This is a genomic window from Geodermatophilus sp. URMC 61, from assembly GCF_052931555.1.
Genome location: NZ_JBRFHZ010000002.1, coordinates 5,452,310 through 5,479,147, shown reverse-complemented (window position 1 = coordinate 5,479,147; position 26,838 = coordinate 5,452,310). Strand labels below are relative to the sequence as shown.

The window sequence follows — 26,838 nt, the reverse complement described above, 5'->3', positions numbered from 1 at the left end:
CTGGGAGACACCGATGGCTGGCTGCTCCGAACCCTTGAACGTCGCCGAGGCAGCTTCATTCTTCGGGTCGACCCGCTCCGCAGCGGCTCGTTGACGGCCGTCTGCGCCGGGGAGGCGATCAATCGCTGAGGTCTTGGCGCAGCCCCGCCTTCGTCAGCAGGCCGTGGCGTGGGTGATCAGGTTGCCGCCCGGTTGTCGGCCTTCGGCGTGTCATCGAAGGCGGCGGAGCTTCACCGTTGGCCGGCCCCACCCTCGTCATGGTGCAGGCTGCCGGGGCAGCCACCCGCGCCGGGAGGACGGAGATCGTCGTGACGGGACCTGTGCACCAGCGGTCGAAGGCGGCGCTGGACGCCGACATCCGCGCCCGGCGCCGCACCGCGCTGGTCGTCAACGTCCGATCCCGCCGGGGACGCCGTCACTTCGTGACGGTGCACCGGCGGCTGCAGGCCACCGTGGAGCTGGTCGACGTGCGCCCGGTCGCCGACCCTCGAGGCCTGCCCGAGGCGCTCGCCGCCGCGGCCGACAGCGGCGCCGACCTGGTGGTGGTGGGCGGCGGCGACGGCACGCTGAGCGAGGCCGCGCACCAGCTCGCCCACCGCGACGTCTGCCTCGGCGTGGTTCCGCTCGGCACGACCAACAACTTCGCCCGCGGCCTCGGCCTGCCGCTGCGCCTGCCCGCCGCGCTGCGCGTGCTCACCGGCGGCAAGGTCGCCGACGTCGACCTCGGCCACGTGGCCGGGCGACACTTCGCCAACCTGACCAGCCTGGGGCTGTCGGTGCAGGTCGCCGAGCACGTGCCGCACCGGCTCAAGCGGGTGCTCGGCCGCGCCGCCTATCCGCTGACCGCGCTCGCCCTGCTGCCCGGCCACCGGCCCTTCACCGCGCGGCTGCGCATCGGCGACGAGGTCCACGAACTCGCCACCCACCAGCTCAACATCGCCAACGGCAGCCACCACGCCGGCCGGGCGATCGCCCCCGACACCGGCCTCGACGACCGCCGGCTGGTGGTGTACCGGCTCGGCGACGCCAACCGGCTCCGGCTGAGCCTCGCGACCGTACGCCAGACGGTCATCGGGCCCCGCCGGCCGCTGGCCCGCACCCGGTTCCTCACCGCCGGGGAGGTGTGGGTGGAGACCGACCCGCCCCTCGCGCTCGACGTCGACGGCGAGATCCGCGGATGCACGCCCGCGCGGATCACGCTGGAGGCCAATGCGCTGCGGGTGATGGTCGGCACGGGCTTCCCGGACAGCTGATCACTACTTGCCTCGCCATCATGGGCTTCTCCTGGGACGAGGAGCGCCGGCTCCTTCCGCGAGGGGGCAGGGTGATTCGTCCGCACCGCCGCCCGCGTGGGTTTCCGGTTTCTGTGCGTCAGTGACCGCGCCGTGGCGATCGCTCGCGCCCTGCAGGCGCGGACGTGGGCCGAGCAGTTCTACGACCCGCCTCACGCGGTCGTCGAGGACTCCGGGGGCTACCGAGGGACCCCGGGCGGCAAGGCGGACAGGTTATCCCGTCAGGGGAACCGGCTACGGCGACGTTCGGGCGAGCCGGGCGTTGGTCGCCAGGTCCCGTAGGGGATCCCCTGCGGGAACGGCATGAGTCGGTCCCCCCGCCAGGCGGACGTGGTCGTAGCGGGTTGGTCTACTGGACGCCGGACGTGTTCCACCCGTCCGTGGTTACCAGGACGCACTCCACGCCAGCCCTCCCCGACCGATGACTCCTGTGCAGCTATGGAGTCGTAGTGCTAGCAGCCGCGCCCAGCGGCCCACCAACATCAAGGGAAAGAAGATGCATGGCTAAGGTGCCGCCGCCGACGATCAGGCCGGTACTCGTGGCCGAGTTGCTCGCCGAGGGCGAGCGGATGCCGGTCTACGTCCACGTCATCGACCACCTCGACGCGCGCGTGCTCGTCGACACCGGCCTGACGGAGCTGCACCCGGCGGTATCCGACATGGACCCCCGCCTGATCCCCCTGAGCACGCAGGCTGACTTCGACGTGGCCGGCGTCGACGTCGTCATCAACACGCACTTGCACTTCGACCACTGCGGCGGCAACCACCTCTTCGCCAGCAGGCCGACATACGTCCAGCGCCGGGAGCTCGACGACGCGCGCAGTCTGGACGACTACACGATCCGCGACTGGGTCGACGCGCCCGGCGTGCGGTACGTGCCCGTGGACGGCGAACTCGAGGTGCTACCGGGGGTCCGGCTCGTCCCGACGCCGGGCCACACGCCAGGCTCACAGGTGGTCGTCGTCGAGACGGGCGGCCGCCCGATCATCATTGCCGGCGACACAGCCGTCTTCTTCGGGGAGCTCGACGAGCCTCGCACCGAAGGCCAGCGACTGGTGCGCGCTCTCGACCCTCAGCTGGTGTGGCTCTCGCACGAGCACGAGCCGTGGCGGCCGCAGGTCGACCAGCAGGTCTGACGCGAGGGAGCCATCCCGACCGTCCCGAGAGACCAGCAACCGGCCGCGAAGCCGTTCCGGTCAACGATCCCCTACGAGACGCCGCCGCCGAACCTTCGAGACCGCGGGGGCGTCGCCGCAGCGGGTACGTCTACTCGACACGTGGCGCGGCTGGAACGCTGGGCTCGCGCGCGTGGGATCCCTGATTCCCCTCGGCCGGCGAGAACAGGCGACCATCCCAGAGCCCCCGCCACCGGTCAGCCCGACAGCCGCTCGGCTGGGAGAACCCAGCCGAGCCGGCGTCATCTCAGGGGGCGGTAGCGTCCCCACCTCATGAGGACCGGTGCGGACAGCGCGATGGTCCCCGTCCCGGCGGGCAGCGTGGTGCTGAGGGACCGACGGTCGCGGCGCAGCTGGGCGGTCGGAGTCGCGGCGCACCAGATGTCCGCTCATCCGGTGACCCAGGCGCAGTACGCGCAGGTCACCGGGGAACGGCCGAGCACCGCGCGTGGCGACCGGCTGCCGGTGGAAGGGGTTTCGTGGTGGGACGCGGTGCGGTTCTGCCAGGCGCTGTCCCAACAGGAGCAGCTGGTCCCCGCCTACCGACTCGATCCCGACGGCGAGGGCATCGAGTGGGACGCGTCCGCCGATGGCTACCGGCTTCCCACTGAGGCCGAGTGGGAGCACGCCTGCCGCGCCGGGACCGGCGCCGCGCGGTATGGGGAGCTCGACGATGTCGCGTGGTACCGCGGCAACTCGGAGGGACGACTGCACTCGGTGGGCGGCAAGCAGCCCAACGCCTGGGGGTTGTTCGACATGCTGGGCAACGTCTGGGAGTGGTGCTGGGACGTCTACGACGCCGAGGTCTACGGCACCTACCGAGTGCTCCGCGGCGGTGGCTGGTTCGACGAGCACTGGAGCTGTCGGGCCTCGGTACGGCGCAGGAGTCATCCCACCTTCCGGATCGACGATGTCGGCTTCCGCGTCGCCCGTTCGGTCTCCCAGTGACCCGCAGCGGACCTCCGCCCCCGCTGTGGTGGCCGCGTCCGCGTCGGTGGGGTCTTCGCGGGAGGGCCAGCCGCACCGCACTCACTGAAGCTGTGACGGCGCAGGACCACCAAGCCGCCGGACAGGCCGACCTGGTACCGACGATGGCCCCACTGATCGGTGCATGGCGGACCGAGGGCGAGGTCTTCGGCGCGGACGACCGCACCGTGGTGGTGACCGTCGCGGGGAGCGACGTCTATGAGGAGCTCGGGCCGACTGTCGGAGCGCGTCGCCGCCGGCCCGTTGTGGCAGGACAACGACCTCGTCTTCGCCCAACCCAACGGCCGCCCGATCGAACGCAAGTCGGACTGGCGTGCGTGGAAGACCCTCCTGAGCGAGGCAGGCGTGCGCGACGTCCGGCTGCACGACGGCCGGCACACCGCCGCGACGCTCCTGCTGTCGGAAGGCGTGCACCCCCGGGGGGTCATGGAGGTGCTCGGACACGCACAGATGCGGACGACCACGGACACCTACAGCCACGTGATGCCCGTACTGGGCCGCGATGCCGCCGACCGCATGGGCAACGCGCTGTGGGACTGACGTGGCACCGGATCCGCGCCAGTGCCCACCACACCGGCACCAAGAACGACTCAGGGCGTCCACCGAATCGGTGAACGCCCTGGTCATCGGGGTGGAGCTGAGGGGACTCGAACCCCTGACCCCCACACTGCCAGTGTGGTGCGCTACCAGCTGCGCCACAGCCCCGTGTCCGACCCGGTCTGGTGTGTCCGAGCCAGGAGCCACTGTACAGGGCCACGACGGCGCCCCGACGCAGGGGGTCGGGTGGATCAGCTCTGCTTCATCTGGGCGATGCGGATGTGGTTGCCGAAGGGATCGCGGAGGCCGAAGTCGATGCCGTAGGGCTGGTCGACCGGCTCCTCGGTGATCTCCACGCCCTTGGCCTTGAGCTCCGCGTGGGTCTTGTGCGCGTCGTCGCACGCGAAGAACAGGTGGCCGCCGGCGGCGCCCTTGGCGACGAGCTCCCGCACCTGCGCGGCGGTCTCCTCGCTGAGGGACGGCGGACCCGGCTTCTCCAGCAGGACGGCGCGATCGGGCTGGCCGGGCAGATTGACGGTCAGCCAACGCATGGGGCCGAAGTGCATGTCGGCCTGGACCTCGAAGCCGAGCTTCCCGACGTAGAAGTCGAGGGCCTGGTCCTGGTCGGGCACGTAGATCTGGGTGATGGTGATCGCGGTCAGCATGGGACAGACGCTAGAGACGATCACACCCCCGGTGCTTCTCCGAAACTGCTCGGTCGGGCCCAGGCCATCGCGAAGCACGTGGGCACCGGCGGGAACGGGCCGCGGCGCCGGTACGCCGACGGCGGCTCCCCGACGACGTCCCGGAACACCCGGCTGAAGGTGCCGAGGCTCGCGAAGCCGACGTCCATGCAGATGTCGGTGACGCTGCGGTCGGTGGAGCGCAGCAGGAACATGGCCCGCTCGACCCGGCGCCGCTGCAGGTACCGGTTCGGCGTCTCCCCGAAGGTGGCGCGGAACGTCCGGATGAAGTGCGCCTCGGAGACCTGCGCGATCCGGGCCAGGGTGGGGACGTCGAGGGGTTCGGCGTAGGCACGGTCCATCGCGTCCCGGGCGCGCAGCAGCCTGCGGTTGGCGTCCTCGACAGCGCTGCCCACGCCGTTCATCCCAGCAGGGATCAGACCTCGACGCCGCGCTCTGCCAGCCACGGCACCGGGTCGATGCGCTTGCCGTTCATCCCGCCCTGGTGCACCTCGAAGTGCAGGTGCGGACCCGTCGACTGACCGCGGTTGCCCAGCAGCGCGATGGTCTCGCCGGCCTCCACGTACTGGCCGGGCTCGACGAGGATCTTGTCCATGTGGCCGTAGACGGTCACGTCGCCGTTCTCGTGGAGGACGTAGACGGCCAGGCCGAAGCCGCTGGCCGAGCCGGCCCGCAGGACGACACCGTCCATGGCCGCGTACTCCGGCGTCCGCATCGGGGCGGCCAGGTCGATGCCGTAGTGGAAGGTGCCCCACCGGCCCCCGTAGCCACTGGTGAATCGGGCGCCGTCGACGGGCAGCACCGCCTTGGGCCGCGCGGCCTCCCGGGCCGCCTCGGCGGCGGCCGCCTCCGCCGCGGCGCGCTCGGCGCGCGAGGCGGCCACCTCGGCCAGCCGGGCCTGGGCCTCCGCCTCGGTGATCGAGGCCATGGGCAGCGTCTCGACGTCGTCCTCGACGGTGGCCAGCTCCATCTGCGCGGCCAGCACCGAGTTCGGCCCGGTCGGGACGTCGGAGGCGTTCGAGACGCCGGTGGCGCCCGCGACCAGCCCCCCCACGACGAGCGCGGTGAGCAGCAGTGGGCCGCGTCGCGGGCCGGAGACGGGCCGCCGGGTCCGGGAGGGAGCGGGGACCCGGGGGTCCCCGGATCGCTGCGCGCGACGCCGACCGGCCATGCACCTACCCGTCCGTGGGGAGAACGCCCGTTGCCGGGCTCGAGGGCTCGCCGACGATCCAAACACTCCGTGATGGATCCGTAACCCTCCGCCCGGCGTGTCCTGGAGGACGCGCCGGAGTGACGTCGCCCACGTCCGGCGCGTCACACGGCCCGGCTGTTTGCGAGGGGTCGCGGGCGGCTACGTTCGGTCCTCGGCGTGAAAACACCGCGCCGCGACGCCCTGCGCCCATCGCGGCTCACGCCACCGAGTGGAAGGCCCTGGACTGGCCGGACCTCGTTGCCCCGTGTAGTCATGATCATCGCCGCACCGCGCGGCCCACGTCACCGGGCCGCTCAAGGACCGCCGCGAGGGGGGACGTCAGCGCACGACCTGCACGAGGGAGGACCGACGCCGCATGACCACGGCAGAGCCCATGACGGGACCCGAGGCGCCGGCCCACGACCGGGCGGCGGCCGCGGTCCTCCCGGCGCCCCCTGAGGCGGCGCTGCGGGTGCGCCCACTCCGGCAGGCGACGTTGCACAGGCACGACGCACGGGTCGCCGTCCCCACGTACGACCGCGGTGCACTTACCCCGGCCGTCGTCCACCTGAGCATGGGGGGCTTCTCCCGCGCCCACCAGCTGATCTACTTTGACGAGCTGGCCGAGCGGCGCATCTCCACCGAGTGGGGCGTGGTCGGCGTCGGCCTGCGGCGGCGCCACCTGCAGGAGGCCCTCGTTCCGCAGGACCACCTCTACACCGTCGTCGAGCGCAGCCCGGACGGCGAGCGCGCCCGGGTCGTCGGCGTGATGGTCGACTACCTCTACGCCCCGGACGACCCCGCGGCCGTCCTCGACCGGCTCAGCGACCCGCGCACACGGCTCGTGACGCTCACCATCACCGCGGGCGGCTACCTTCTCGACCCGCACACCCGTGCCTTCCGCGCCGACGACCCCGACGTGGCCCGCGACCTGGCGGAGCCGTCGGCGCCGTCCACCGTCTTCGGCTACCTGGTCGAGGCCCTCGACCGGCGCCGGCGGGCGGCCCTGGCGCCGTTCACCGTCGTCTCCTGCGACAACCTGCACCGCAACGGCGAGGCCACCCGTGCCTCCGTCGTCGGTCTGGCCCGGCTGCGCGACGAGGTGCTCGCCCGCTGGATCGACGACCGGGTCGCCTTCCCCAGCAGCATGGTCGACCGGATCACCCCGCAGACCCCACCCGAGGAGCGGGCCGCCCTCGCCGCCCGCTACGGCGTCGACGACCGCTGGCCGGTGGTCACCGAACCGTTCTCGCAGTGGTTCATCGAGGACGTCTTCAGCTCCGGCCGCCCGCCGCTGGACGAGGTCGGTGTCCACTTCGTCCCCGACGTCGGCGACTACGAGCTGATGAAGACGCGGCTGCTCAACGCGAGCCACTCGGCGCTGGGCCACCTCGGCTCGCTGGCCGGGTACATCCGCATGGACCAGCTGATGGGCGACCCGGTCTTCGCCGCGTACGTCGCCCGGCTGATGGACGACGAGGTCACCCCGCTGGTGCCGGAGCCCGACGGCGTCGACCTCGCCGCCTACAAGGACACGCTGCTGCACCGCTTCGCGAACCCGGCGATCGCCGACCGGTTGTCCCGGCTGTGCCGGCGCGGCTCGGCCAAGCTGCCGCAGCACCTGCTGCCCTCGCTGCGCCAGTCGCGGGTCGAGGGGCGCTCGGCACCGCTGCTCACGCTGGCCGTGGCCGGGTGGTGCCGGTACCTGCGCGGCACCGACGACGCTGGCCGCCCGCTGCCGCTGGAGGACCCGCGCGCCGCCGAGCTGCAGGCCCTGGCGCTGGAGGGCCGCGGCGACCCGCGGCCGCTGCTCGCCGTCCGCCCGGTGTTCGGCGACCTCGGCGACGACCCCGCGTTCGTCGCCGACCTGAGCCGCGCGCTGGCCCGGCTCGACCGACTCGGCGCCCGCGCCGCGGTCGCCGCCACCCTGGCCGCCCGCCCCCTCCCCCGATGACCGCCGTCCCGCCCGGAGGTACCACCCCGATGCCCGCCCTCCCCGAGCCGCTCGTCGCGCGACTCGAGGCCCTCCTCTGCGACGCCGACGGCAACCTCTTCCCCTCCGAGGAGCCGGCGTTCGTCGCGTCCGCCGGCGTGACGAACCGCTTCCTCGCCGACCTCGGCGTCGCCCGTCGGTTCTCCCCCGAGGAGCTGCGGCTGGCCACCACGGGCATGAACTTCCGGACGACCGCCCGCCGGCTGGCCGCCGAGGCCGGGCACCCGCAGGTCGACGTCGAGCCGTGGGTCGCCGAGGAGAAGCGGGCCGTCACCGCCCACCTCGGCGCCACCCTGACCCCGCACCCGGAGACCGGCGACGCCCTCACGGCGCTGTCGGCGTACCTGCGCCTCGCCGCGGTCAGCTCCAGCGCGCTGACCCGCCTGGCCGCCTGCTTCACCGCCACCGGGCTGGACGAGCTCATCCCGCCGGCCGTGCGCTTCAGCGCCGAGGACTCGCTGCCGGTGCCCACCAGCAAGCCCGACCCGGCCGTCTACCTGCACGCCTGTGAGCAGCTGGACATCGCGCCGGAGGCCGGGCTGGCCGTGGAGGACTCCGTCCCCGGCGCCCTGTCGGCGGTGCGGGCCGGCTGCCCCACCGTCGGCAACCTGCTGTTCGTCCCGGAGGGCGAGCGCGCGGAGCGAGCAGCGGCCCTGTTCGACGCGGGCGTGCTCACCGTGGTCGACTCCTGGCAGCAGCTGGCCGATCTGCTGCTCCCGGTGCTCACCCACCGGGCCACCGGAGACCTCATCCCGACCGGAGGAGATGGGTGAACATCGTCTACGTCGCCTTCCGCGGCCACTTCTCCGACAGCCCCCGCGCGCTCTACGAGGGGCTGCTCGAGCGCGGCGTCGAGGCGACCCACACCTGGCTCTCGGCCCCGCACACCCAGGCCACCTTCCCCGACGACATCGCCACGGTGACCTTCGGCAGCCCCGAGTCGATCGCGGCGCTGGAGGGTGCGGACCTGGTCATCAGCAACGACCACATCCCGCTGGACTGGGAGAAGAAGCCCGGCGCCCGGTACCTGCAGACCTGGCACGGCACCCCGCTCAAGCGGATCCACAACGACGTCCGCTGGGCGCCCGAGGGCCGGCTGGCCTACCTGGAGCACGACATCGCGAAGTGGGACATGCTGCTGTCGCCGAATGCGGTGAGCACCCCTCGGCTGCGCAACGCCTTCGGCTACCGCGGGGAGATCCACGAGACCGGCTACCCGCGCAACGACCTGCTCAGCAGTCCTCAGCGGGACGCCGTCCGCGCCGCCGTCCGCGCCGACCTGGGCATCGGCGACGACCAGACCGTCGTCCTCTACACCCCCACCTGGCGCGACGACCTGGTGTTCAAGAAGACCGGGCCGCAGGACTTCGAGTTCCCCGTCGACCTCGACGAGTTCACCGCCCGGCTGGGGAAGGACCACGTGCTGCTGCTGCGGCTGCACAACATGGTCATGGACCGGCTGGAGATCGTCGACGGCTCGCCGGTGCACGACGTCTGCAGCCACCCCGACATCCGGGACCTGTACCTGGCCGCGGACGCCATGGTCACCGACTACTCGTCGACGATGTTCGACTTCGCCATCACCGGCCGGCCGATGCTGTTCTTCACCTACGACCTGGCCTACTTCCGCGACGAGCTGCGCGGGTTCTACTTCGACCTGGAGGACGTCGCCCCCGGGCCGCTGCTGTCCACCAGCACGGAGCTGATCGACGCCCTCGCCGACCTCGACGGGGTGCGCGAGCGCTACGCCACCCGCTACGCCGAGTTCCAGCAGACCTTCTGCCACCTGGAGGACGGGCACGCCACCGAGCGCGTCCTCGACCTGATCTTCCCGCCGGTACCGGCCGGCGGGACCACCACCCGAGGAGGGGACGACCGTGCTCGCTGACCGCGCCACCACTGCCGAACCGACCGGGCCGACCCCCGCCGCGCCCGCGCTGGACGTGCCCGTCCAGGTCGTCATCCTCGCCGCGGGGATGGGCACCCGGCTGGGCCGGCCCTGGCCCAAGCCCCTGACCCCGCTGCACGACGGGCGCAGCATCCTGCAGCGCCAGCTCGACGGGCTGCGCTCGGTGCTCGGCCCCTCGGTCGACATCACCGTGGTCGTCGGGTTCGAGGCCGAGCGCGTCATGCGGGCGGTCCCCGACGTGCGCTTCGCCTACAACCCCGACTACCGGGTCACGAACACCTCGCAGAGCCTGCTGCGCGCCCTGCGGGCCACCCGGGACGGCGGCGTGCTGTGGCTCAACGGTGACGTGGTCTTCGACCCGGCGGTGCTCGAGACCGCTCTGCCCTCGCTGCGGGCCGACGAGAGCTTCGTGTGCGTCGACACCTCCACCGTCGCCGACGAGGAGGTCAAGTACACCGTCGACGCCGAGGGCTGGATCGAGGAGCTGTCCAAGACCGTGGTCGGCGGCCTCGGCGAGGCGGTCGGCATCAACCACGTCTCCTCCGCCGACAAGCCGGTGCTGATCGAGCACCTCGCGACCTGCGCGGAGCAGGACTACTTCGAGCGCGGCATCGAGACCGCCATCGCCTCCGCCGGGCTCCACGTGCGGCCGCTGGACATCTCGCAGCACGCCGCCGTCGAGGTGGACTTCGAGGCCGACCTCGAGCGGGCCAACGCGCTGTTCGCCGAGCACAGCCACCTGCAGCCGGTGACCGACGACCGGGTGTAGCAGCGGGTCTGCCCTGCCCCTGCCGCCGCGCGGCCCCCTGCAGGAAGAAGGACCCCCACCTCCCACCGTGGAAGGACCCCGTCCTCCTCATCCCTCGCAAGCTCGGGGTGGGACCCGGGACGGGGCCGCGGTGGGCCCCGGGAGGGGGCCACGTGGCGGAGGGCAGGGAGTCCTCTTCCTCAGCCCCTGGGCAGGGACTCCTCGGCCGGGCGGTGGCTCTCGCGGAAACGACGGGTGCCGACCAGGCCCCCGACGACGCAGCCGGCGCCCAGGGCCACCAGCACGGCCACCGCCGCGCGGGTCAGCAGCACCGGCCCCTCGGCCAGCACGTTCGACGTCCACAGCACGTCGATGTCGGGTAGCCCCTGCACGAGCAGCAGCCAGCCCAGGACGACGGCGAGCAGCGCGGTCAACCCACCGCGGCCCCGGACGGCGGCGACGAGCCCACCGACACCGACGGCGAGCGCGAGCAGCCCGGGCAGCAGCGCCGACACCAGTGCGCCGGCGTGCGAGGAGACGCTCGCCGCGGGTTCCGGCGTGGTCGCCGCGTGGTACACCGCGGCGGCGCCGCCGGCCACCAGCAGCACCCCCAGCGGGCGCGGTCCCCGGCCGACCAGCGCCGCGGCGACCGGGGCCAGTGCCAGGACGGTGTAGAGCGGCCACACCACCCAGGCCGGCGGCGGTGGGCTCCAGGTCAGCACGCCGCGCACCTGCACCGGCGTGCCGCCGTAGGACATCGGCACCACCCACGACGACACCACGTGCTCGCGGGTCGGGTCGGCGGCCACCGCGGGGGGCAGCAGGTCCTCGCTCATCCAGTGCGTGCGGTGGTCGTGCCAGACGTAGCTGGGCTCGGTCGACACCTGCACCCAGTCCGGCTCGACCGCCGGGTCGGCGTGCGCGGGCAGGGTCACCCGACCGAACCGGTCCAGGTTGATGTAGGTGGCCGGGCTGTTCGCGTTGCGCCACACGCCGTCGGGACCGATGCGCAGGTACGGCTCGTCGGAGTAGCCGGGCACCTCGACCTCGGTCGCGGTCGGGTTGACCACCTCGAACTCGTCGCCGAAGGAGAGCACCCGCACCGCGACCCCGGGCAGCGCCGGGTCGACCGCCAGCACCCGACCGTCGTAGTCGCTGCCCGCCGCTCCACCACCGACGTGCGCCTGGGCGGGCCCGGCCAGCAGCAGCCCGGCCAGGGCGGCGAGGACGACGACCAGCAGGCGGGCCGCCGCCCGGTTCACGCCCCGGCCACCAGGCCGAGGTCGCCGGCGATGTCGCGGCTGGTGTTGCCCGCGTCGAAGGCGACGTGGGCGCGGTCGTCGGCGCCGTAGAGCAGCAGCAGCGAGGAGTGCAGCCGGCCGGAGTCCTCGGCCAGCGGCACGCCCGCGGCCAGCTGGGCGCGGTCGATGGCGGCCTGGTCCCCGGTCAGCCCGAGGAAACGGGTCGGCAGGTCGGCGTCGAAGCGGCCCAGGTACTCGGCGAGCACCTCGGGGGTGTCGACCGCCGGGTCGGTCGTGACGAAGACCACCTGCACCCGCTCGGCCAGCGCCGGATCGACCCCGCGTAGCGCGACGGCGACGTCGGCCATCGTGGTCGGGCAGATGTCCGGGCAGTTGGTGTAGCCGAAGAACAGCAGCGTCGGCGCCCCGGCGGTCTCGGTGCCGAAGTCGTAGGGCTGACCGTCCGGGCCGGTGAGGGTGAAGGAGGGCCGCTGGTAGGGATCGGGCAGGTCCAGCCCGGCGTAGCGGTCCTCGGGGCCCTCGACCACCGCGGCGGCGTCGCCGGAGTGGTCGTGCCCCTCGGCGGATGCGGTGCCGTCGGCGGCCGCGCCCCCGCAGCCGGCCAGCAGGAGCCCGGCCGAGACGGTCAGGGCGGCCAGCCGGCTGCGGCAGGAGGTCGTCACGAGGACACGGTACGACGGCCCGCGCGCCATCCGACGACGATGCCGGCCACACCGGTGAACAGCGCCAGGATGGACACGAAGAGCGCCATGGCACCGGGATCGGTGTCGCCGTGGCCGGTGCCCGTCGCCGCGGTGTCGGTGGCCGTCCCGGTCGCGTCGTGGGTGGCGCCGACGGCGGTCGTGGCGGCGGCGTCGTCGGTGCCGGCCGTGGCCTCGGTCAGCGTGAGCACCGGGGCGGGGTGCTCCGGCTCGGCCTGGCCCTCGACGGTCGGCTCGATCCACGCCGACTCGGTGCCGTCGCCGTAGGTCTGCACCGTGGGGAAGGACAGCTGGCCGGCCTCGGGGAACGGTCCGCCGGAGAGGGCGAACTCCTGGAACTCGCCGGGCCGGATGCCGCCGCCGTCGGCCGCGCGGAACTCCACGACGGACACGTAGCCGGTCACCTGCTCGCCGTGGCTCTCCAGCGGCGTGGCCAGGGCCGACGTCGTCATGCTCACCGTCCAGCCGGGCACCGGCTGCGCGCGCAGGGAGGCCATCGCGGACTCCTCCGGGATGGAGATGCGCAGGGCGACGGTGCTGGCGGTGTCGCTTTCGGTCGGCACCCGGAAGGTCAGCTTGCCGAAGCCGCCGGCGGCGGCGTCGGTCGAGGAGACGCCGACGTGCGCGGAGGCGGCACCCGCTCCGGCGAGGGCGGCGGACAGCGCCGTCAGCAGGGCCAGGACGACGACGCCGAGCCGCGCGAGCGGTCGGGGCAGGGATGACGACACGGTTCTCCTGTCGGGACGGGGTGGAGCGGGATCCGAGGGCTCAGCGCACCGGGAAGGTGGTGGTGGCGGTGCCGGCCGTGAACTCGTCGAGCCGCACGGTGACGGCGAGGGTCCAGGTGCCTGCGCCGGGGACCGCCATGCCGTCGGCGACGTAGTGGCCGGGCCCGGCGGGCTCGAGGGCGATGTCGATCGGACCGATCTCCTGGGCCTCCTCGGTGAGGGTCACCCGGATGTCGACGGGCTGGGTCAGCTGCCCCCGCTCGTCGAGGAGGTAGAGGTGCAGCGTGTTCGGCCCGGCGGCGGCCGGGTCGACCGACACCTGCACGCTGCCGTCCTGCCCGGCCGTGGTCTGCACCGGCAGCGTCACGTCCACCGGCTGGGCGACCTCCGCGCGCGCCGGCGGCGTGCCGACGAGCACGGCCGACAGCGCCAGGACGACGAGGCCGACGGCGAGTTCGACGAGCACCGATCGGCGCAGCGCGGGCCGCTCGGTGGCGGCCGCGGCGGCCTGCACCTCGGCGCGTGCGCCGGCGGCCGAGGCGACCACGGGGTCGGGCTCGGGCTCCTCGGAGGACGCGGAGAAGGCGTGCGCGGTCACCCGGCGGCGCGGCGGGCGGGGCCGGCGGACGCCCAGGTGCTGCTGCACCCACACCCGCGAGACGCCGGCCGCGGCGAGCAGCAGGAGGACCAGCGCGAGCTTGGCCAGCAGCACCCAGCCGTAGGTCGTCGTCACCAGGGCGGTGGGCGAGCCGACCTCGCGGACCGACTGGACGACGCCGGTGACCACCAGCGCGGTGACCGAGCCGGCGGCCAGCCGGGAGAACGGCGGCATCGCGCGGGCGACGTCGGCCCCCGGAGCCTCCTCGCGCAGCACGCCACCCAGCAGCCCGGCCAGCCCACCCAGCCAGACCGCCATCGCCGCGACGTGCACCGCCGCGGCGGCGACCGCCAGGACCGGCAGCGGCCCGGCGACCGGGTGTCCGACGGCGGCCACGGTGCCGACGACGGCCACGGCGAACACCCCGCCCGCGACCACGTCGGGGAGCGAAGCGCTCCCCCGCCGCCAGACCGTGCGCAGGACGACCGCCAGCCCGGCCACGAAGACGATCCGCAGCAGGTGGGCGGCCCCGTTGGCCGAGTCTGCGGTGGCGCCGAGGAGCGCCGGGTCGGCGACGGAGGTGAGCCCGCTGCCGGCGGCGTAGGGACCCTGCAGGAGGAACGAGAGCGCGGCACCCACGGCGACGGCGACCAGCCCGCCGGTGGTCATGCGGCGCAGTCGCGCCGACGCCCAGCCGGCCGGCCACGCGGTCGAGAGCAGCACGGGCACGCCGATCGCGAGCGCCAGGCCGGCGAAGCCCAGCCAGCGGGCCGCCGGCAGCGCCGCGCCGACGACCGGGTCGGTGTCGCCCGTGCCCCCGGAGGCTCCCGCGGCCACCAGCTCGCCGCTCCCGACGGCGAAGGAGAAGGCCCCTGAGATGGGGTGCGAGTCGGCCGAGACCACCCGGTAGGTGACGAGGTAGCCGTCGTCGGGCAGGTCCGCGCGCAGCGGGACGACGACGGTGTCGCCCTCGACCGTGGCGTCCCCGGCGTCGACCCGCTGCCCGGAGGCGTCCAGCACGCGGGCGTAGCCGGCTCCGAGGGACACGCCCTCGGTGAAGGTCAGCGTGACCCGGTCCGGGGCCTCGGGGAGCCGGGCGCCCTCGGCCGGGTCGGTCGACACCAGCTCGGCGTGCGCGGCGGCCGGTGGCGCGGTCGCCACCCCGGCCACCGACCACAGCCCGAGCAGGGCCAGCAGGAGCAGCAGCGCCCCGGGCGCGCGGCGCCTCACGCCGGCACCCGCTCCCGGCCGACGGCGGGCAGCTCCCGGCGCCGGCGTCCCCGCCAGGCGACGGTGCCGACCAGCGCCACGCCGGCGAGCAGCAGCAGGTGGGTGACCGCACGCTCGGCGTGCACGCGTCCGGCCCGCAGGTCGGCGACGGTGAGGACGACGAGGAGCGCGGCGAAGGTGCCGAGGAACGGCAGCGCGCCGGCGGCGAGCCGGGGGGCGGCGGCCACGGCCAGGAAGGCCGCGGCGATGCCGAGGTTCCAGGCGCCGGTCTCGTGGGCCATGTGCACCGGTGCGCTCATCGCCGCGGTCCCGGCGGCGAGGGAGGGCCAGGCGAACGCGGCCTGTGCGACGCCGACGGCCAGCAGGGCCAGGCGCAGCGCGGCGGCGGCCAGCCGGGCGCGGGCCGCCGCCGCCGTGCCGGGCAGCTCGCGGGGCAGTGCGGCCAGCACCGTGGCCGTGAGATCCGGCACGACCGGGGCGGGGGCGAGCCGGGCGCGGCGGGTGACCAGCTCGGCCTGGCGCGCCCAGGCGGAGCAGGCGGGACACGCGTCCAGGTGCGCGTCGAGCTCGCCGGCGGGCAGGCCGGGCGACTCGCCGTCGAGCCGCGCGGACAGCGCCTCGCGGTACGGGGTGCACTGCATGATGGGTTGGTCGTCCTCCGAGGCTGGTTGGTTCCCCCTCATTTCGGGTGGCGTGGCGGTGACGGTCCACCGGGGAGGATGGGACGCATGGAGGAGCTGGAGCGGCTGGCGGCTGCCGCCGTCGACGGCGACCCCCTCGCCGCGGCGGCGCTGGTGCGCGCCACCCAGTCCGACGTCTGGCGGCTGTGCGCGGCCCTCGGCGACCGGCAGTCCGCCGACGACCTGACGCAGGAGACCTACCTGCGCGCCTTCGGGTCCCTGCACCGCTTCGAGGGGCGCTCGTCGCTGCGCACGTGGCTGCTGTCGATCGCCCGGCGGGTGTGCGCCGACGCCGTCCGGTCCCGCCGGCGTCGCCGGCTCACCCTCGTGCGGGAGGACGCCGAGCTCGAGGCCCTGGGCACCGGGGACGACGCCGACCGGGTGGGTGAGGGCGCCGCCGTCGCCGACCTGCTGGCCCGGCTCGCCTCCGACCGTCGCGAGGCCTTCGTGCTCACCCAGCTCCTCGGGCTGCCCTACGCGGAGGCCGCGGAGGTCGCCGGCTGCCCGGTGGGCACCATCCGGTCGCGGGTGGCGCGGGCCCGGGCCGACCTGGTGGGAGCCCTGGCGGAGGACGAGGCGGCGACCGGGCGGGCCTGACCGCCGTCAGCCGTCCCATTCACCGGGACGGGGCATGGGTCTATCCCCATCGATCTGGTAGACATTCCGTCGTGGCGGCGACGACGGTGCTCCTCGTGGGGCGGATCCACGTCGACCTGCTGCGCGTCTGCACCGCCTGCTGTCCGGGCTGCTGACTCCCGCGCTCCGCGCACTCCTCGTCGTCCCTCCCGCGCTGTGCTGCGCCTGCTCGCGCGCCCGCGGCCCCCTCCCCGGATCCGGAGACCCCAGCCCGTGAAGACCCTCGTCCTGCTCGCCCTCGCCGGCCTGGGCGCCCAGCTCGTCGACGGCAGCCTCGGCATGGCCTACGGCGTCACGTCGACGACGTTGCTGCTGGCCATCGGCACCAACCCGGCCGCCGCGTCGGCCACCATCCACCTCGCCGAGATCGGCACGACCCTCGCGTCGGGCCTGTCGCACTGGAAGTTCGGCAACGTCGACTGGAAGGTCGTCGCCAAGGTCGGCGTCCCCGGTGCGGTCGGCGCGTTCGCCGGCGCCACCGTGCTGTCCAACCTCTCCACCGAGGTCGCCGCCCCGGTGATGTCGCTGATCCTGCTGGCGCTCGGCGCCTACCTGCTCGTCCGCTTCACCCTCCGCGGCATCGACCGCCGCAACCTCGGCAAGCCGGTCCGCAAGCGCTTCCTCAGCCCCCTGGGCCTGGTGGCCGGGTTCGTCGACGCCACCGGCGGTGGCGGCTGGGGCCCGGTCGGGACGCCGGCGCTGCTGGCCAGCGGCCGGATGGAGCCCCGCAAGGTCATCGGCTCGATCGACACCTCGGAGTTCCTGGTCGCGCTGGCCGCCAGCCTCGGGTTCCTCGTCGCGCTGGGCTCCCAGGGCATCGACTTCCCCTGGGTCGCCGCCCTGCTCGTCGGGGGTCTGATCGCCGCCCCGATCGCCGCGTGGCTGGTCCGGCACGTCCCGCCGCGGCTGCTCGGCTCGCTCGTCGGGGGGATCATCGTCCTGACCAACACCCGAACGCTGCTGCGCAGCGACTGGATCGACGCCGCCGACCCGGTGCGCTACGCCGTCTACGCGGTCATCTACGCGGTCTGGGCCGCTGCGGTCGTGCACTCCTACCGCCAGTACCGCAAGGACCGGGCGCAGGAGTCCGCCGACGCCCTGGCCGCCGAGGCCGCCCGGCTGGCCGAGGCCGAGCACCCGGTGCCCCCGGCCGACGGCGCGGACGCCGCCGACCTGCGGCGCGGCGTCACGGCGGGCCGCCCCCGCGACCCGCGGGACTAGCGACCGCAGCACCACGCACGCAGGGAGGGCCCCGTCCGGCTGTAGCCGAGCGGGGCCCTCCCCCGTCGAAGGTCAGGCCATGTCGACCTGGGCTTCGACCAGTTGGCGGTATGCACCGGACACCGCGACGAGCTCGTCGTGCGTCCCTCGTTCCACGACCCTCCCTCGCTCCATGACCAGGATGAGGTCGGCGTTCCGGATGGCGCTCAGGCGATGCGCGATCACGATGGTGGTGCAGCCCACCGAGGCCAGGTTCTCCAGCACCGACCGCTCGGTCACGCTGTCCAGATCGCTCGTCGCCTCGTCCAGCAGCAGGATGGCCGGCTGGTGAGCGAGCGCTCTCGCGATGGCGATCCTCTGCTGTTGCCCTCCCGACAGGGAAGCGCCTCCGTCGAGCAGCAACGTGTCGTAGCCCATGGGCATGGCAGTGATGTCGTCGTGGATGCAGGCCAGCTTGGCGGCCTCGACCACCGCCTCGAGGGGCAGCGAGGGATCGGACAGTGCGATGTTCTCGCGGATGGTCGAGCCGAACAGGAAGGGTCGCTGGGTGACGATGCCCACCTGTCGGCGCAGGGAACGGACCTCCAGCTGGCTCATCTCGGCTCCGTCGAACAGGATCCGCCCGGACGAGGGGCTGTACAGCCCGAGGAGCAGGTGAGCGAGAGTCGACTTCCCGGACCCGGATCGGCCGGCGATGCCCAGATGCTGACCGGGCTCCACCTCGAGCGACACGTCGGCGACCACACGCGGGGCCAGCGAGCCGTAGGAGAAGGAGATCCCCTCGGCCCGCACGTGACCGTGCAGGTGGCCCGCGGGTGTCACGGATTCGCCCTCCTGCTCCCGGGGCGTGTCTAGCACGTCGTTGATGCGTTCCATGTAGCTCCGGGTCAGCTGGATCTGCAGCCCGGTCCCGACGAGCGTGGCGAGTGGCTCGAGGAACCCGGTCGCCAGCGCGGCGGCGGCGAGCAGAGTCCCGAGCGAGATCCGCCCCTCCAGGACCTGGGACGTACCCACGAGGAGCACGGCCAGCGGCGAGCCCATTCGCAGCGTGCCCATCACCGCCCCCACGGCGGCGTTCAGCCGACCTCGCGCCAGGGCCACGTTCACCTGGTCGACGTAGAGCCCCTCCCAGTGGTCAGCCGCCCGACGCTCGGCACCGCTGGCCTTGAGGGTCTCGATGCCGGCCAGGAGCTGGTACGTGTAGCCCTGCGCCTTGGCCTCGACCTGCAGGCTCTCCGACATCAGGTGCTGGTTGCGCCGCCAGGACAGGAGGAGGACGGCCACCTGGAGCAGGGCGAGCCCCAGCACGAGGGCAGCCAGCGTCGGGCTCAGCGCGACGAGCAGGACCAGGTAGAAGCTGGCCAGGCTGCCGTCCAGCAGGGCCGCCAGGGCGCCGGTCGTGAGGATCTCCCGCACGACGGCGTTGCTCTGCAGACGCATCATCAGGTCGCCGGCCGACCGTCGCAGGAAGAAGCCGTACGGCAGGTCGACGAGGTGTTCGACGAAGCTCGTGGTGAGCCGCACGTCGAGAATGGTGCGGAGCTGCAACAGGAGGTGGGCGCGCAACAGCGACGCCAGGAAGTAGTAACAGATCAGACCGGCCATGGCGGCGCCGACGACCATCAACAGGTGCTGGTCGCTGCGGGGGGCGATCTCGTCGACGATCAGCGCCGTGAGGAGCGGCAGGGCGAGTGCGACCAGCCGGATGAGCACCGACGCGACGAGCACCCGGCTGAGCATCCGGGACTGACCGAGCAGTGGTCGGAGGTAGCGCCACGTCCCCTTGGTCGTACGCGGGGTCCGCTGGAAATCGGGGCCCGGCTCGCAGATGACGGCCACCCCCGTGTAGGCACGGCGGAACGCCTCGAACGACAGTCGCCGACGTCCCAGCGCCGGATCGACGACGTGGACTCCCTTCCTCCCCACATGCTCGAAGACGACGAAGTGGTCGAACTCCCAGTGCAGGATCGAGGCGGGGGGAAGTGCCGCCAGTGCATCGATGTCGGCGGCCACCCCATGCGCCGTCATGCCGTACCACCGGGCCGCCTGGGCCAGGGCGAACGCGTCCACGCCGTCGCGGTTCGTGCTGGTCATCTCGCGCAGCTCGTCCAACGGTACGTGCCGGCCGTGGTAGGCGAGCACCATCGCCAGGGAAGCGGCTCCGCAGTCGGCTATCTCCAGCTGCCGCACCCAGGGCACCCGCCGGCGCACCACCTGCTCTCTCACGTCGACGCTCCCCTGAACTCCTGCAGGACGAGGGAGAACGCCCTCTCCGAGCCCAGGACGACCACTGCTCTGCCCGTCAGGCGCGCCGACGGCGTCGCGGGCGTGGCTCCCCCTCCAGGGCGCAGGACCCCGGTGACGAGGACGGCGGGCTGCGGGAACGAACTGAAGCCGACCCGTCGGATGTCGGCCTCGTCGGCAGCCTGTACATGCGTCACCGTGGCCGGGACATCTCCCCACCCCGCCTGCCCGGCCACATCGAGACGCAGTGGGTGACCGTCCTGCGGTTCGGTGCCGGCGACAGCTGGCAGGACGGCGACGAACGTCCGCGCCTGCGGGTCGACGAGGGCGGGTCCCGAAGCGGTCAGCTCCACCCGAACGGTGAACGCCAGCGCCAGGCCCACGGCCACCAGCGCCAGCACGACCCAGTAGAGCCATCGCACCCATGGAGCCCCGACCTGCAGCACAGCACCCGGCTGCCGCGGGCGGGACCGGTACTCGAGGGCCTCTCGGCGGAACAGGTCGGCGGACATGGTCACGACGAGGAGGTCAGGCGCCCCGCACGAGCGCTGTAGACACGGTCGAGCATCTCGTAGAGGACGAGTTCCTGGGCCCTCTGCGCGGAGCGCAGCAGCCGGTTGACGTGCATGTGGGCGTAGCTGGCCGCCACCTCGGTCAGCGGCAGCGACAGCTGCCGGCTCTCCGCCGTCCGGCGCAGGTCCGCTGCCAGGGGCGCGAGGCGCAGTGACCGCAGGTGCAGAGCCTCCAGGCCGGACGAGAGCCGGGAGGGGACACCCCTGCCGGGGTCGAACAGCGCCTCCAGGCCCGTCCGCTCCGTCCGGTACCGCCGGCCCACTGCACCTCGGAAGGCCCCATCGGCACCGAACTCCCGGCCGTACCCCTCCCGCGCCTCCCGCGCCACGGATCGCTTCTGCTCCAGACTGAGGCCGAGGTCGTCGAAGAGGAGGTCGATCCCCCGCAACGCAAGGCGCCAGCGCAGGTCGAGCCCCTCCTCCCCCGGCAGCGAGCGCAGGATGGCGAGAACGGCGTCACTGTCGGCATGGAAGACCCGCTCCGCCAGTTCGATGCCGAGGTCTCCCCCGTAGCGCTCGACCTCGCGCTCGTAGGTGTCGAACTGCACGCGCCACACCTGACCGGTGTCGAGGGAGGCGGCAGCCGCTGCTTCCAGCCGCGGCCGGACCTCGGCCGCGAGCCGCCCCGGTTCACCGTGCACCCGGATCCGGAGATGCCAGTCGGGGTCGCTGTAGCGGATGAAGAACCAGCGATCGGCGTCGCCGGCCGCCACGGCGGATTCCACCACGGGCCCGACCACCCGGGTCAGCACCTGGTCGGCGGTGGCGGCACCGGCGTACAGCTTGGCGTAGAGCCACTCAGAGCCGGGCGGGAAGCGACGACGCACGGAGACCGCACGGCCAGGCATCGTCCCCTGACTCGGCTCCTGGGGTCCTGTCCGGACGAACGGGACGATCACCTCGTGCACGAAGCGCCCTTCAGGGCCGGAGGCGCACAGCTCGTCCGGGCCCGGGAACATCTCCACCAGCACCGCCCCGCGTCGCCCGCGGATCTGGTGGGCGAGCGCTTCGACGCTCAGCACGTCGTCCAGGTCGACCAGGAGTTGGTTGTCGCCGTCCGAGAGAGCGACGTGGCGGGGCAGCCGCCGGTCGGCACGCCATCGCTGCACGGCGGCGAACCCGGAGGCGGTCCCTGCCTGACCGAGCGTCTGCACGTCCGACTCGGCCAGGTTCCAGCGCGCACGGGACAGCACCACCCGTCCACTGACCACCCGGGGCAGGAAGGACGCGTCGGAGAGCGGACCCCAGTCCCAGGCGAGGTACCCGGCCACGTCCTGGGTCTGGAGCCGGCACAGGAAGCGGTAGAGCCCCAGGCTCCGCCAGCTGTAGTTGTGCGCGGTGGTCAGCCGGGGCACGACCTCGCACCCGAGGCGACGGGAGCGGAGGACGACCCGGTCACCGCGCACCGACACCAGCAGGTCCGAGACGGGGATCTGCCGATCCGTCGGCGCACCGGAACGGCCGAGGTAGGGGATCTCGTAGTCACGCAGTACAGGGCGACACAGGATGTTGCCGATGCGGCCTTCGGGCAGGTGCACGATCTCGGCGAACACCGGCTCGGGACGGCGCGCCTCCTCAGCGTGCAGCTGGGCCTCGACCCGCGTGAGCAGATCCGGGTCGGCATGGCAGAAGCGACCCAGCATCGTCGCACCGGACGGACCCGCCACGTGGTCGATCAGGACCCGGAACGCCCCTCGTGCGATGGCGTCCTCCGACTCGGCGGCCACCGCGGCCATGACGTGGAAGGCGTCGGGGACCGGAGGTCGCCGGCCGGTGGCGAGGCGCTCGAGGTCGGCGGCCTCGATGCTGACCTCACCGGCCCCTTCCTGGAGCGCCCGTACGAGCTTCTGGAGGAGCAGGCCGTCCCGTCCTGTCCAGCGCCCGCCCTCGGACGTCCCGCCGCTGCCGAGCGGTAGCCCGGCCAGGAGAGGGGAAGCTCCGGCGTGCGGCGCATCGGAGACCTCGAAGCCGATGCCCGTCTCCTCGTCCAGCGCCTCGGCGAGGGGGACCTCGCGGGTCTCATAGCGAGAGCGGAACGCCTCGCGGAACCGGGACAGGCTGTCGCGGAGGCGGGCCGGCGCCAACTGGTGGAGCACCCGCACGCCCCGGCTGATCTCGCTGAGGACCTGGCTCCCCAGGGTGGTGTCCCCTCCCGGCTTGACCAGGTCGACCTGGACGAGGCGCGAGAGCTCGGGCCGGGCGGGGAGCTCGTCGAGGACCGCGGTGATCGCCCGGTAACGATCAGGCGATACTCCCGGGCCCTCGGCGTCGATCTTCTCCAGCGCAAGGCGCGCCTCGTCGAGCCGGCCGGACAGCGGCGCGGTCTCGGCGTGCCCGGCCAGGGTCGCCACCAGGCCGTGGATCGGCTCGTCGCCCGTGACGCCCGGGCGCAGGTCGGACACCAGGAGCTGGCTGTCGACGAGCTCGGCGACGTACTCGTCGGCCTCGGCCCGCGTGATCTCCCCGTCGACCAGCGCAGCGGCCAGCTCCCCGAGCGTCGCGCCGTCCTCGGCCCGCTCCAGCGTGGCGGTCAGGTGGGGACTCTTGTCGACCGCCACTAGGTGGTACGAGCGGCGCGCGTCGGCGAAGCGGGCCTCGGCGAGGTGCAGTCGTCCCGCTGCTTCGTACAGGCTGGAGTTGGGTCGGTAGGTCAGCCCCGCGCGCAGGCGCGGGTCCCGCTCGACCGCCGCGGACAGCGCCCAGAGGTAGTCCATGTCCAGCCGGCTGTGGCGCTGGTAGTGGGCCCGGGACGGCAGCCGGAGGCTCGTCTGCGGGCCGGTCGTGCCGGTCGTGCAGCCGGCGAACAGACCGAAGGGCGTGGCGCGGGCGGCAGCCCGGCTGAAGTACGCCACCAGGGCGGCCTCGAGCCTGCGACCCCGTCTGCTGTCCGGTTCCCGGGTCCAGTGGTCGAACGCCTCGTCCAGGTCCGGGGAGGCCACGAAGAGCGCGTCTCTGAGCTCTGGGCGGGACACCGCTGCCCGGAGCCGCTCGCGGACCCTCGCCCGGTCCCTGGCCAGCGCCCGATCGAGCCCATGCGGGTCCTCGACGGCCCCGACGGCCTCCAGCCCCTCACCCAGGGCTGCGAGTTCGTCGAAGGGCAGCAACGGGGTGCGGAGGACGAAGAAACCCGAAGGAGCGAAGGGCGGCGTCTGTCCACGCCCGGTCATGTGATTCGTACCTCCGAGTCGCGGGGTGCCGAGAGCAGGAACACCTGGTCCCACGAGGGTTCGACCGGCGTGGCAGCGGCCAGGAGCACCAGAGCGATCCCCGCTGCTCCGCCGACCACCCCGATGCCGGTCCACGGCCCCGCCCGGAGGTCCGGGGTCCCGGTCACCCACTGACCCCCGCTGGACCGCGCCAGGTCACACCAGTCGAGCGTCCGCTCCAGCCAGTCGATCGCGGCACGTGCCAGCTGCGGTTCTCCACTGGCCTGGTACAGCCGGTTGTAGACGTGCGCCAGCCCAGCCGTGCCATGGCACACGCTGGCATCGACGACCCCCGTCTCCGGCACCGGACGCTCGGCGGCACGGCAGGCGAGCGCCACCGCCTCTCGCGCCCACTCCGGTTCTCCGGCGCCCTGCGCTGCCGTCCACAGGGCTGCGGCCACTCCCGGATCGCCGTAGCACCACGCAGTGCGGGCGGGAACGGGCTCGAAGCCCGGCGCCACCCAGATGGGGAAGGTGGGCCCCGACGCGGTCTCCACTGCCTGGGCCAGGAGCCAACGCACGGCGCCCTCGAGGAGGGGACGCACGGTCGCCCGCTCGACCCCGGCGCCACAGAGTGCGCCGAGCAGCGCGATGACGCCGGGGACCCCGTGGGCCACGCCGAGGTCGGCGCGGCCGGACGGATAGCGCTCCCGCTCGCTCGCCTCCCAGATGTGCGCTGGGTCGGTCCACCAGAAGACCCCGTCGTCGTCCTGTCGCGCGATGTCTGTGAGTCGCTCGACGATGCGATGGACACACTCGGCCGCCACGGGACGCCGACGGCGTTGCAGGGCGTACACGCCGAGCCCGGTCAGCCCGGCAACCAGGTCGTGGGACACCGGCCCCACCGGACGGCGCGACAGGACGCGTGCGACGGCGTCGTCGACAGCCGCACCGCCGTCCTCACCCGGTCCGTCCAGCAGGCAACCCACGACGTCGGCCGCCCACGCGATGCCGGTGAACCCGCTCCAGAATGAGCTCCCCATGACCTCGTGAGCCAGGCCCTCGATCGCTTCATCGAGGTGATCTCGAGCGAGCTCGGCCGCGCGGGCGTCTCCACGCGCCCTCGCCAGCCACGCGTAGAGGACCGCTAGGCCCGCCTGTCCCCCGGCGAGCGAGAGAGCCCGCTCACCGGGGGACCGGGAAGTGACGGACTCCGCGATGGCATCGACAGTTTGCAGAGTCCGCTGTCGGGCGGTACCCGACACCAGCGGTCGCCAGTTGGTCACGGCTCGCCCACGCCTCCGGTGGGTGCAGCCGGCAGGTCGATCGCCAGGGGTGGCCAGGCGGAGCAGCATGATCTACAGGTCGGAGGTCGACCCGTTCGCGCCTCCCGGCCCAGGAAGACCCGCATGTCCATCTGGCCTCTCGTGGTGGATCGAACCGACTCGACTAGTGACCGTTGTGCTCGTCGTGTTCGTCCGGGCCGGTGCCATTGCAGCTGCCGTGCTGGCCCGAAGGACCGTTGCCATTGCCGTTGCAGCTGCCGTGCTGGCCGGTACCACCGTTGTCGGACGGGTCCCCGCCACCCACGACACGGGCCAGGTCCTCGTCGTCCAGGATGCGGAGCGTCTCCTTGGAGAGGGTCAGAGTCCTTCTCACCATGCACCTCCATGTGTCATTCCTGGACTGATGTCACTGCATGCAGCCCAGCCCAGGTCGATATCGGCTGCCTACTAAGAGGGCCCACAACGGGCATTGCGGATTCGTCGTTCAAGGCATGCGAAATCTGAGTGACGACGTGATTCAGACTGGAATCCAGGTGGCAGGACCAACCGCACTGCCTGGATAGGGCCGAAGACGATAGCTGGTGATATCGGGTCTACGGGGCCGATGGCTGGTAGATCCGGAACAGTAGCGACCGCCCTAAGACCCGTAAAGAGGGGGTTGCCATGTTTTCCGGGACTATTTTGAGCTTCATGGTGGTGACGGAGCGTCACAAGGGCTTGTCATCCCTATGAGCTTCACGGTGGTGACTTCTCGTCACGGAGGGCCAGGTCCCCTTCTCTGTTGAGCGTCAAGATGGTTGCTGAGTGTCACGCGGCCCGCCATCTCTTTCCTTTGAGCTTCATGGTGATGACCGTGCGTCACGAACGCTGGCTGTCCCTCGCGGCGGTTCGGGGGTGCCCGGTCTCCCACGGGGCCCACCGGAGCCTCGGGGAGGACTCTCGCCCTCTCACGTCACCGAGCGGCCAGCAGCGTCGCCTCGAGGTCGGCGGGCAGTCCGGGACGGGGCAGGCCGTGCGGCGGGGGCGGCAACTCCTCGACGCCGCGCAGCCAGGCCCAGGTGTCGGCCACGGTCCGGGCGAGCGGCCGGCTGGGCAGCCCGAGCTCCCGCGCCCGGGCGGTGTCGACGTCCCACGCCGTCCGGGCCATCTCGGCGCGCAGCCACAGCGGCAGGTGCAGCCACGGCTCGACGCCGGCCGACAGCAGGTCGGCGTCCGGGACCGGGACCCACTCCGCGTCGCCACCGGTCACCTCCCGGCAGAGCTCGAGCAGGCCGCCGAGGGTGGCCATGCCCACCGGCCCGGTCGCGTTCACCGCGCCGGGTACGCCCCGCTCGGCCATCTCCACCAGCCAGCCGGCCAGGTCGCGGACGTCCACCGCGGCGATCGGCTGGTCCCACCCCTCCGCCGGGACGACGACCCGGCCGCCGCGCGCGATCCGCCGCAGCCACCAGCCCAACCGGTCCACCCGGTCGTCGGGGCCGACGATGAGGCCGGCGCGCGCGGTGAGGAACCGGCCCGGCAGCGCGGCACCGATCGCGCGTTCGGCGAACGCCTTGACCGGCCCGTACTCGTCGTCGTCGCTCTGCCAGGTGGGTTCGCCGTCCTCGGGGCCGAGCGGGCCGGGCGGCCAGTTCGCGTAGGCGTTGAGGCTGCTCACGAAGGCGTACCCCCGCACGCCGCTCAGCACGGCCGCGGCGTTGCGGGCAGCGGCCCGGGTCTGGCAGGAGGTGTCGACGACGAGGTCGGGCGTCCAGCCGTCGAGCGCGGCCGGGAGCGCAGCGGGGTCGTCGCGGTCGCCGTGCAACGCGCGGGCGCCGGCGGGCGGGTCCCCGGAGACGCCGCGGGTGAAGGTCGCGACCTCGTGACCGCGGTCGAGGGCCGCGGTGGTCACGTGCCGGCCGAGGAAGTGGGTGCCGCCGAGGACGAGCAGTCGCATGCCCGTCAGCCCAGCCCAGCCGCTCCCCCGCCGTCCAGCCGGTTCGCGGTCGGCGTAGCCG

24 protein-coding genes and 1 tRNA gene are annotated in these 26,838 nt (G+C 73.3%); 10 read left to right on the top strand and 15 right to left on the bottom strand.

Annotated elements, in window-relative coordinates:
- Positions 1 to 308: 308 nt before the first annotated feature.
- The 4 genes from ACU610_RS25760 to ACU610_RS25745 all read left to right on the top strand — a co-directional run bounded on the left by ACU610_RS25760 (position 309) and on the right by ACU610_RS25745 (position 3,994).
- Positions 309 to 1,253, top strand: coding sequence for a diacylglycerol/lipid kinase family protein (locus ACU610_RS25760; protein WP_446770531.1), 945 nt, complete (start codon positions 309 to 311; stop codon positions 1,251 to 1,253).
- 488 nt (positions 1,254 to 1,741) lie between these two features.
- Positions 1,742 to 2,428, top strand: a complete 687-nt coding sequence (locus ACU610_RS25755) for an MBL fold metallo-hydrolase (RefSeq protein WP_446770530.1) — start codon at positions 1,742 to 1,744, stop codon at positions 2,426 to 2,428.
- Positions 2,429 to 2,740: 312 nt separating this feature from the next.
- Entirely contained in the window at positions 2,741 to 3,415 is a 675-nt protein-coding gene (locus ACU610_RS25750) for a formylglycine-generating enzyme family protein (RefSeq protein WP_446770529.1), read from the top strand.
- 237 nt (positions 3,416 to 3,652) lie between these two features.
- Entirely contained in the window at positions 3,653 to 3,994 is a 342-nt protein-coding gene (locus tag ACU610_RS25745; protein WP_446770528.1) for a tyrosine-type recombinase/integrase, read from the top strand.
- Positions 3,995 to 4,086: 92 nt separating this feature from the next.
- On the opposite strand, the gene ACU610_RS25740 is transcribed toward ACU610_RS25745, so the two are convergent.
- The 4 genes from ACU610_RS25740 to ACU610_RS25725 all read right to left on the bottom strand — a co-directional run bounded on the left by ACU610_RS25740 (position 4,087) and on the right by ACU610_RS25725 (position 5,866).
- Positions 4,087 to 4,159 (bottom strand) — tRNA-Ala (locus ACU610_RS25740).
- Positions 4,160 to 4,242: 83 nt separating this feature from the next.
- The gene (locus ACU610_RS25735; RefSeq protein WP_446770527.1) at positions 4,243 to 4,656 is read right to left on the bottom strand and encodes a VOC family protein; all 414 of its coding nucleotides are present in this window, start codon (positions 4,654 to 4,656) and stop codon (positions 4,243 to 4,245) included.
- A 20-nt stretch (positions 4,657 to 4,676) separates the two neighbouring features.
- The gene (locus tag ACU610_RS25730) at positions 4,677 to 5,090 is read right to left on the bottom strand and encodes a helix-turn-helix domain-containing protein (protein ID WP_446770526.1); all 414 of its coding nucleotides are present in this window, start codon (positions 5,088 to 5,090) and stop codon (positions 4,677 to 4,679) included.
- A 20-nt stretch (positions 5,091 to 5,110) separates the two neighbouring features.
- Positions 5,111 to 5,866, bottom strand: coding sequence for a M23 family metallopeptidase (locus ACU610_RS25725; RefSeq protein ID WP_446770525.1), 756 nt, complete (start codon positions 5,864 to 5,866; stop codon positions 5,111 to 5,113).
- A gap of 397 nt (positions 5,867 to 6,263) precedes the next feature.
- Between ACU610_RS25725 and ACU610_RS25720 the strand changes: the two genes are divergently transcribed.
- From ACU610_RS25720 to ACU610_RS25705, 4 genes are read left to right on the top strand one after another with little or no spacing between them, the layout of a single operon-like run.
- Entirely contained in the window at positions 6,264 to 7,841 is a 1,578-nt protein-coding gene (locus tag ACU610_RS25720) for a mannitol dehydrogenase family protein (RefSeq protein WP_446770524.1), read from the top strand.
- The gene (locus ACU610_RS25715) at positions 7,838 to 8,653 is read left to right on the top strand and encodes an HAD family hydrolase (protein WP_446770523.1); all 816 of its coding nucleotides are present in this window, start codon (positions 7,838 to 7,840) and stop codon (positions 8,651 to 8,653) included. The genes ACU610_RS25720 and ACU610_RS25715 overlap by 4 nt, the downstream gene beginning before the upstream one ends.
- The gene (locus tag ACU610_RS25710) at positions 8,650 to 9,768 is read left to right on the top strand and encodes a CDP-glycerol glycerophosphotransferase family protein (protein ID WP_446770522.1); all 1,119 of its coding nucleotides are present in this window, start codon (positions 8,650 to 8,652) and stop codon (positions 9,766 to 9,768) included. Before ACU610_RS25715 ends, ACU610_RS25710 begins: the two co-directional genes overlap by 4 nt.
- Positions 9,758 to 10,558 (top strand): phosphocholine cytidylyltransferase family protein, encoded by an 801-nt coding sequence (locus tag ACU610_RS25705; protein ID WP_446770521.1) that lies wholly within the window; start codon positions 9,758 to 9,760, stop codon positions 10,556 to 10,558. The genes ACU610_RS25710 and ACU610_RS25705 overlap by 11 nt, the downstream gene beginning before the upstream one ends.
- A 179-nt stretch (positions 10,559 to 10,737) precedes the next feature.
- Here the strand turns inward: ACU610_RS25705 and ACU610_RS25700 are convergent, their stop codons facing one another.
- Genes ACU610_RS25700 through ACU610_RS25680 form a run of 5 tightly spaced genes read right to left on the bottom strand, consistent with a single transcriptional unit; the run spans position 10,738 to position 15,697 of the window.
- Positions 10,738 to 11,799: a hypothetical protein gene (locus ACU610_RS25700; protein ID WP_446770520.1), complete on the bottom strand. Its 1,062-nt coding sequence runs from the start codon at positions 11,797 to 11,799 to the stop codon at positions 10,738 to 10,740.
- Complete coding sequence (locus ACU610_RS25695) at positions 11,796 to 12,461, bottom strand: SCO family protein (RefSeq protein WP_446770519.1); 666 nt, start codon at positions 12,459 to 12,461, stop codon at positions 11,796 to 11,798. The genes ACU610_RS25700 and ACU610_RS25695 overlap by 4 nt, the downstream gene beginning before the upstream one ends.
- Positions 12,458 to 13,228: a YcnI family protein gene (locus tag ACU610_RS25690; protein WP_446770518.1), complete on the bottom strand. Its 771-nt coding sequence runs from the start codon at positions 13,226 to 13,228 to the stop codon at positions 12,458 to 12,460. Before ACU610_RS25690 ends, ACU610_RS25695 begins: the two co-directional genes overlap by 4 nt.
- 40 nt (positions 13,229 to 13,268) lie before the next feature.
- On the bottom strand, positions 13,269 to 15,056 hold the full coding sequence (locus tag ACU610_RS25685; protein WP_446770517.1) for a copper resistance protein CopC: 1,788 nt from the start codon (positions 15,054 to 15,056) through the stop codon (positions 13,269 to 13,271).
- On the bottom strand, positions 15,053 to 15,697 hold the full coding sequence (locus ACU610_RS25680; RefSeq protein ID WP_446770516.1) for a zf-HC2 domain-containing protein: 645 nt from the start codon (positions 15,695 to 15,697) through the stop codon (positions 15,053 to 15,055). Before ACU610_RS25680 ends, ACU610_RS25685 begins: the two co-directional genes overlap by 4 nt.
- A gap of 87 nt (positions 15,698 to 15,784) precedes the next feature.
- Here ACU610_RS25680 and ACU610_RS25675 point away from each other — a divergent pair, with 87 nt between their 5' ends.
- A complete protein-coding gene (locus ACU610_RS25675) occupies positions 15,785 to 16,333 on the top strand; it encodes a sigma-70 family RNA polymerase sigma factor (RefSeq protein WP_446770515.1) in 549 nt (182 codons plus the stop codon).
- 252 nt (positions 16,334 to 16,585) lie between these two features.
- Complete coding sequence (locus ACU610_RS25670; protein WP_446770514.1) at positions 16,586 to 17,593, top strand: sulfite exporter TauE/SafE family protein; 1,008 nt, start codon at positions 16,586 to 16,588, stop codon at positions 17,591 to 17,593.
- Between the two features lie 72 nt (positions 17,594 to 17,665).
- Here ACU610_RS25670 and ACU610_RS25665 read toward each other — a convergent pair whose 3' ends face one another.
- From ACU610_RS25665 to ACU610_RS25640, 6 genes are all read right to left on the bottom strand, one after another.
- Entirely contained in the window at positions 17,666 to 19,819 is a 2,154-nt protein-coding gene (locus tag ACU610_RS25665; protein ID WP_446770513.1) for a peptidase domain-containing ABC transporter, read from the bottom strand.
- Positions 19,816 to 20,355, bottom strand: a complete 540-nt coding sequence (locus ACU610_RS25660) for a hypothetical protein (RefSeq protein WP_446770512.1) — start codon at positions 20,353 to 20,355, stop codon at positions 19,816 to 19,818. The genes ACU610_RS25665 and ACU610_RS25660 overlap by 4 nt, the downstream gene beginning before the upstream one ends.
- Positions 20,352 to 23,576: a lantibiotic dehydratase gene (locus ACU610_RS25655; RefSeq protein WP_446770511.1), complete on the bottom strand. Its 3,225-nt coding sequence runs from the start codon at positions 23,574 to 23,576 to the stop codon at positions 20,352 to 20,354. Before ACU610_RS25655 ends, ACU610_RS25660 begins: the two co-directional genes overlap by 4 nt.
- Positions 23,573 to 24,910 carry a lanthionine synthetase C family protein gene (locus tag ACU610_RS25650; protein ID WP_446770510.1) on the bottom strand — a complete coding sequence of 446 codons (1,338 nt, stop codon included), beginning with the start codon at positions 24,908 to 24,910 and terminating at the stop codon, positions 23,573 to 23,575. The genes ACU610_RS25655 and ACU610_RS25650 overlap by 4 nt, the downstream gene beginning before the upstream one ends.
- Positions 24,911 to 25,004: 94 nt before the next feature.
- Positions 25,005 to 25,214 carry a hypothetical protein gene (locus tag ACU610_RS25645; RefSeq protein ID WP_446770509.1) on the bottom strand — a complete coding sequence of 70 codons (210 nt, stop codon included), beginning with the start codon at positions 25,212 to 25,214 and terminating at the stop codon, positions 25,005 to 25,007.
- Between the two features lie 579 nt (positions 25,215 to 25,793).
- Positions 25,794 to 26,777 (bottom strand): NAD-dependent epimerase/dehydratase family protein, encoded by a 984-nt coding sequence (locus tag ACU610_RS25640; RefSeq protein WP_446770508.1) that lies wholly within the window; start codon positions 26,775 to 26,777, stop codon positions 25,794 to 25,796.
- Positions 26,778 to 26,838: the final 61 nt, after the last annotated feature.